Origin of the sequence: Sebaldella sp. S0638 (genome assembly GCF_024158605.1) — a bacterium.
Taxonomy (GTDB): Bacteria; Fusobacteriota; Fusobacteriia; order Fusobacteriales; family Leptotrichiaceae; genus Sebaldella.
Genome location: NZ_JAMZGM010000173.1, coordinates 1 through 5,581 on the forward strand (window position 1 = coordinate 1; position 5,581 = coordinate 5,581).

Annotated in this window: 10 protein-coding genes; all 10 read right to left on the reverse strand. The window is 29.0% G+C overall.

The genetic code is table 11. The annotated features are described in order from the left end of the window. Window positions 1-380 (reverse strand): hypothetical protein (locus NK213_RS18670; RefSeq protein ID WP_253352073.1); only part of this gene is annotated, 380 nt, incomplete at its 3' end. A 229-nt stretch (window positions 381-609) separates the two neighbouring features. Beyond that, window positions 610-1,257 (reverse strand): phage antirepressor N-terminal domain-containing protein, encoded by a 648-nt coding sequence (locus NK213_RS18675; RefSeq protein ID WP_253352075.1) that lies wholly within the window; start codon window positions 1,255-1,257, stop codon window positions 610-612. 121 nt (window positions 1,258-1,378) lie between these two features. Further along, entirely contained in the window at window positions 1,379-1,507 is a 129-nt protein-coding gene (locus tag NK213_RS20525; protein ID WP_256478832.1) for a hypothetical protein, read from the reverse strand. Window positions 1,508-1,605: 98 nt separating this feature from the next. Beyond that, the gene (locus tag NK213_RS18680; RefSeq protein ID WP_253352077.1) at window positions 1,606-2,190 is read right to left on the reverse strand and encodes a hypothetical protein; all 585 of its coding nucleotides are present in this window, start codon (window positions 2,188-2,190) and stop codon (window positions 1,606-1,608) included. A 64-nt stretch (window positions 2,191-2,254) separates the two neighbouring features. Then, a complete protein-coding gene (locus NK213_RS18685) occupies window positions 2,255-2,446 on the reverse strand; it encodes a hypothetical protein (protein WP_253352079.1) in 192 nt (63 codons plus the stop codon). A gap of 86 nt (window positions 2,447-2,532) precedes the next feature. Further along, complete coding sequence (locus NK213_RS18690; RefSeq protein ID WP_253352080.1) at window positions 2,533-2,703, reverse strand: hypothetical protein; 171 nt, start codon at window positions 2,701-2,703, stop codon at window positions 2,533-2,535. Between the two features lie 8 nt (window positions 2,704-2,711). Continuing rightward, window positions 2,712-3,293, reverse strand: a complete 582-nt coding sequence (locus NK213_RS18695) for a hypothetical protein (RefSeq protein WP_253352082.1) — start codon at window positions 3,291-3,293, stop codon at window positions 2,712-2,714. After that, complete coding sequence (locus NK213_RS18700; protein ID WP_253352084.1) at window positions 3,290-3,466, reverse strand: hypothetical protein; 177 nt, start codon at window positions 3,464-3,466, stop codon at window positions 3,290-3,292. The genes NK213_RS18695 and NK213_RS18700 overlap by 4 nt, the downstream gene beginning before the upstream one ends. Before the next feature lie 35 nt (window positions 3,467-3,501). Next, window positions 3,502-4,449: a DNA cytosine methyltransferase gene (locus tag NK213_RS18705; protein WP_253352086.1), complete on the reverse strand. Its 948-nt coding sequence runs from the start codon at window positions 4,447-4,449 to the stop codon at window positions 3,502-3,504. Window positions 4,450-4,463: 14 nt separating this feature from the next. After that, window positions 4,464-5,369, reverse strand: a complete 906-nt coding sequence (locus NK213_RS18710; RefSeq protein ID WP_253352089.1) for a type II restriction endonuclease — start codon at window positions 5,367-5,369, stop codon at window positions 4,464-4,466. Between the last annotated feature and the right edge of the window lie 212 nt (window positions 5,370-5,581).

Consider the following 5,581-nt stretch of genomic DNA (forward strand, 5'->3'; position numbering starts at 1 on the left):
GCATCTTCTAAAAGCTCCTGTGACATTTTGCTCATATATTCCAAAAGTTCATTTTTATATCTGTAATATGTTGTCTTCGGAGTTCCAGAAAGTTCCATTATTTCCTTGTCATTTAGCTTCCCGTTGTACTTAATTATTTGCTCCTGAACTTCTAATTTACTGCTTTTGACTTCTTCCTGTGAACGTTCATTTTTTACCGAGCGTTCGCCGAACGTTCGCTGAACGTTCATTTTGTTTTTTTTTACATATTCACTCTTCCAACGCCTTATTGTTCCTTCTGGAACTTTCAATTTTTGGGATATTTCTTTTAATATTCCTTTTTCTGCGTTCACTCCCCCTGCTTTTTCCCAGAGGGATACAAATTCTTCTCTTTTATCCATATTTCAAATTCTATCCCTCCTTCCAAAAAACAAAAAAGGGAGCCACTAAACTTAAGGTACTTTACTTATACCTTTTGGTTTAGAGACTCCCGAATCTTCGAGCAATGATCTCTTTATATTTAATTGTATTCCTTTTCTTATTTTAAATTTATAAAATACTCCCACATCTGCAGGCAATGATATTTTATATACATTATTTTACTATATATTTATATTTTTGTCAACATTATCAAGCCTTTTTCAATTTTTTCAGTATCTCCTTCTTCTGATCCATATTTAGATTATCTATATCTTCAAGTGATAGTTCCTTGCCATCAATCATAAATGCTCTTTGTTGCATTTCCTGATATTTCATTTTTATTTTCTCAAATCCTAAATTAGCCCTGTGTTTTATCCAGTCATAATCTAATCCGATATCTACGAGTAAATCTACAACAGAAGTTTTGTTTTTTATTATCCTGTGAATCCTTTGCAATATTTCAATATCTTCTGGTGAATAGTCTCCTTCCAAAATTTGATTTCCTCTTTTTCCTAAAAAGGCATCCGCAAGAACGTCTTTTGCTTTTAATTTAAATTCTTTCAAATATGGTCTTATTTCTTCCCTACAACGATCGGCTTTTATTCCTGTTAGCCACATTGGCAGGAAGTCAAGTTCTAATAAAGTAGTTTCTTGTTTACCGCTTTCGGTAGGTATGGGTATCATGCCCACACCTTCACTCAAAGTCTCGTCACGCTTGATTCTCTGCAATTGTCCACTTGAATCAAGCCCTAAAATTTCACAAAAAGTTTTTACTACAATATAAATTTTACCATCCTGTGTCTTGATACCCGTTAAATTAACACCATTGAACTCAACTTCTTTTTTCATGATTTCCATAAATTTTCCTCCTAAAATCTATTATTTTTATTGATTTCAAGAGCTTTTTTTGATATAATATTCTTGTTGGGAGATTATTATATCTCAAGCTCTTTATCTATTTTTAGGTGAAGGGCTATTTTTATTTTCCTAAATCCTTTTTAATTAGACTTAACATATATTGCTTTAAACTGATGTCTTCTTCTGCTATTTTAATTTTTATTTTCTTGTACAATTCAGCATCAATTTTAAAATTAATTGTTTTTTCCATATTGCACCTCCACCATAAATACATATTACAATAAATATTTAAAAATATCAAGAAATATTTTACAAATAAAAAATAGCCTCTCTACAAGGCTATACAATTTAATCATTATTTATCTTTTTTCTTTCTTTCAAAACGCCCAACTCTTCCCTCTTATTTTCTTGCCATTTCAAATCATTATTCTCTTTCACTCCAGCAACTTCTTCTTCTGAATAATACTTTCCATCATATTTTAAAGCTAAATCTGCCATATAGGTTAAATTTAATAATTTATATGGATCTGCTGTCAAACTTTTGTACTTTATCTCAATATATTTAGCCAAAGTTCCAAGGCTTTTATCAAAAACTGTCATTAATTCATTTTCGATTATGACTTCATAATCGTTTTGTAAGTTAGCAACGGCATTTTTTAAATCCGACTTTTCAATTTCATTTTTTCTGCTTGCTACTAAGTCCAAAAAATTTATATGTATACTTAAATCAGATACTTTTGTACATATTTTTTCTTTTAGAATCTCTTCTACATCAGAGCAGTACTGATATAAAATTTCTTCCTTTCGTCTTGTTTCTTCAGTTTTGTTAACTATGAGCTGTTCTTCTATCAAGTACAAATCTTTTTCAATTCTCACCTTCCCACATCCGAAAATCACTAGACACAAAACCAATACTATTAGTATCTTTTTCATACACCCTCCTAATTTTTTCTTTTATTCTATCATATTTTTAATTATTTTCAAATAAGAAAACACCCTAATTTTTAGAGTGTCTCTTACATGACTTGATTAAAGATGTTACTGAAATTTTTCTTTTCCTAACTTCTCTATTTCTTATTTGAAAATTGGCATCACAATTAACCCCATTTTCCTTAGCATAAAGTATTTCCCACAGCATATACTCCAATTCCCTGTCCTCTTTTATCATATCAATTAATTTCTGTTCCATGATTTAGCTCCTTATATCACAATATCTTGTGTTAGGTATTGTATTTTCTCGGGGAATTATCCCACTTAAAACTATATATTGTGTTTTTATCTTATCTTCCTATACTTAGCACACAACTCCCCATTTTCTGTCTTTACCTGCTGTACTTCATATTTCCCATCCTCTAATCCTCTTACATTCTTTCTCACAAATTCCAGTAATTTTCCTGTAAAATTATGTTTTGTTATCTTCTCATTACTTATTATTATATATTTCACTATGCCTCCTAAAATTCTATTGATTTTATTATCTTACGGTACATATTCTTTATATGCATACCTAATACCTGACCTCTATTCCTTGTTGTTTCTATCTGCTTATTTAATAACCCCTGCTCTGATTCCAATAAATTTAGCTTTTCCCGTAATTCTTTCTTTTCCATTTCAAGAGTCTCTTTTCTTCTACCAAGTTCTTTTAATTCTTCTGCTTTTTTGCTCTCAAATTCTTCTTGCTCTTTTTCCTTTTCCAATATTTCTGTTAGGAATTCTTGCAGTATATTTTTATTGCCGGCTTTATTTGTTACAAATTCTATGTAATACAGAGTTACAAGGTTATCTTCCGTACTTACTACATACAAAAGCATTGCCTCTTTGTCTATATAGAATTTTGAATATTCTTTTTTTCTGTCATCATATATTCCTTCTGTTAAATATTCTGCCTTTTTAAAAGCTTCTCTCAAATCCTTTTCATACTGAGTTACTTTTTCAGGATTTAAGGCTTTCCAGTCTTTAAAGGCTACCTGACTGCTTATATGGTCTTCTTCTATTCTCTGTGCCCATCTCATTAAGGCATGATCTGTTATGTTCATTTTACCTCCTCCACTATCACATCATTTATCCAACTATCTTCATTTACTAATTGCTGCAATAGTATTTCCTTTACTACACCTATATATTCTCTATTTTCTGATAGTGATGTTATACTTACACGATCCCCTTTTTTTAATGGCTTTATTGTCCATAACTGCACCGCTTCTCTCATTTTTCCTCCTATATTTTTGTAATAAAAAAACAAGACTACTTGCTTTGTCTTGTCTTCAAAGAATTTAATATTTTCAAAGAAATTTCTTTTATTACTGGTACTGTTACACTATTACCAAATTGTTTATACGCTTGAACATCTGAAACTGGTATTTTAAATTCATCAGGAAATCCCTGTAGTCGTGCTGCCTCTCTTGGTGTTAATTTCCTCGGGTTCTTTCCTTTTTGTTCAATTAATATTTCACTTCCATCTTTATAATATCTTGCTGAAATTGTATTTGTATATTCTGAATTTTTATTAAATAGAGTATAACCAAACCCTTTTCCTTTTAAAGAATTTTCACTTTTTCTTCTTTGATGTCCTTCCCATAATTTATCAGATATTGTATATTTATCATCTATTTTTTTTTCAAGAATATCCCCTAACTTTACTTTACTTTTTACAGGTTCAGGAAATTCAAATTTTTTCTTACTATCTTTAAATCCCACTATAAATAATCTTTCTCTGTTTTGTGGTACCCCAAAGTCTTTTGCCTTTAAAACTTCAAAATGAAGATTTTTATATCCTATTTTTTTTAATTCTTCAAGCATTAATTCTAAAGTTTTCCCATTATCATGTGTTTTTAACCTTTTCACATTTTCAAGTAAAAATGCTTTTGGTTTTTTAGCTTTTAAAATCCTAATAATCTCAAAAAAAAGTTGCCCTCTTGGATCACTTAATCCTTTTTGTTTTCCTGCTTGCGAAAAAGGTTGACAAGGGAATCCTGCCAGTAGTATATCGAAATCTGGAATTTCTTTCTCTGATATTTCCATTATATCTCCCTTTACTTCTTCATCATTAAAATTTTCTTTATATGTGTCAATTGAATATTTATTTATTTCTGAACTAAAAACATTTTCTATTTGAATCCCTAATTCTTTACCCGCCTGCTCCATTCCTAATCTTATTCCACCTATTCCAGCGAATAAATCTATTATTTTCATTTTTTCACCTCTTTTTACTTTTTATCCCAATAACTTAATTCATGAGGAACGATATTTAATAAAAAATCTTCATACGATAATACGCTAGTTTCTTCATTATAATACATCTCTTTTACTTCCTTCAAAACCACTAAATTTATATTATTTCTTTTTAAATTTTCTATTGTTGCTTTTGTTATTGCTGCATCTAATGTAAATAAATGTATTCCTGGCATTTTAGTCCTATCTACTTCTTCAATAACCTGTTGCCATCTTTCACGTAATGAAGTCTTCATACTTATTACAATACATCTTTGACGATTAATTTCATATTTCTCTGCCGACGGAATTATTCCGTCAACTAATTTACCCATATTTTTTTCTTTTAAATATGCCTTTAAATTGGCTTGTGTAGAATATGGATAACCAAATATTGATGTTATTATATATTCCATTATAGATTCAAACGTTTTTCCTGATCTACTTCTTCTGCTATTTGTTGTACTTAGTATTATTTGGTAAATATAAGGCATTATTTTACTATTAAATTCACCCATACTCTCTGATATTATTTTCATCTTGTATTCTTCATCACTATATAACTCATTAACACTTGTATAATTTGATATATCTAAATTTAGTTTCTCCTTATATTCTAAAATTTTTTTTAATTCATTTTCATTATTTGAATATTTTGTTAATTTTTCTAATATAACTTTATGAAATTTATCTTCATCTTTTAAATATTCTTGCCATACACCTTCTCTTATAATTAATATCATGTTCGATACTTCATTTTTCATATTTTCAACATTTTTATTTTTTAGATATTCTTTTATATACTCTAGTGGTTGTTTAATTATTTCATTTCTTGTTTTAGATATTTCCTTTTTCCATAATTTATTACTATCTTCTGATAATTCTAAATTATTTTCCTCCATGGTAAAAACTCCTTTTTGAGAAATTATACCATATTTTTAAATTTTTATAAACAAGCTATATTCAATTCTCATTGTCCAAATTATTCATACATACTCTATCCCCTGCCTAAACACCTTCCCCTTATTCTTCTCCAGAAACTCCTGTACCTCATAATTTATCTTAGTCCTATACTTCTCTATATCAAATGCCTTAAACTGCTCTGGATACAATC

Excerpts from the sequence above, each read along its gene's own strand:
- NK213_RS18675 (WP_253352075.1), bottom strand. The coding sequence starts at position 1,257 with ATGGAAATCATGAAAAAAGAAGTTGAGTTCAATGGTGTTAATTTAACG.
- NK213_RS20525 (WP_256478832.1), bottom strand. The coding sequence starts at position 1,507 with ATGGAAAAAACAATTAATTTTAAAATTGATGCTGAATTGTACAAGAAA.
- NK213_RS18680 (WP_253352077.1), bottom strand. The coding sequence starts at position 2,190 with ATGAAAAAGATACTAATAGTATTGGTTTTGTGTCTAGTGATTTTCGGA.
- NK213_RS18685 (WP_253352079.1), bottom strand. The coding sequence starts at position 2,446 with ATGGAACAGAAATTAATTGATATGATAAAAGAGGACAGGGAATTGGAG.
- NK213_RS18695 (WP_253352082.1), bottom strand. The coding sequence starts at position 3,293 with ATGAACATAACAGATCATGCCTTAATGAGATGGGCACAGAGAATAGAA.
- NK213_RS18700 (WP_253352084.1), bottom strand. The coding sequence starts at position 3,466 with ATGAGAGAAGCGGTGCAGTTATGGACAATAAAGCCATTAAAAAAAGGG.
- NK213_RS18705 (WP_253352086.1), bottom strand. The coding sequence starts at position 4,449 with ATGAAAATAATAGATTTATTCGCTGGAATAGGTGGAATAAGATTAGGA.
- NK213_RS18710 (WP_253352089.1), bottom strand. The coding sequence starts at position 5,369 with ATGGAGGAAAATAATTTAGAATTATCAGAAGATAGTAATAAATTATGG.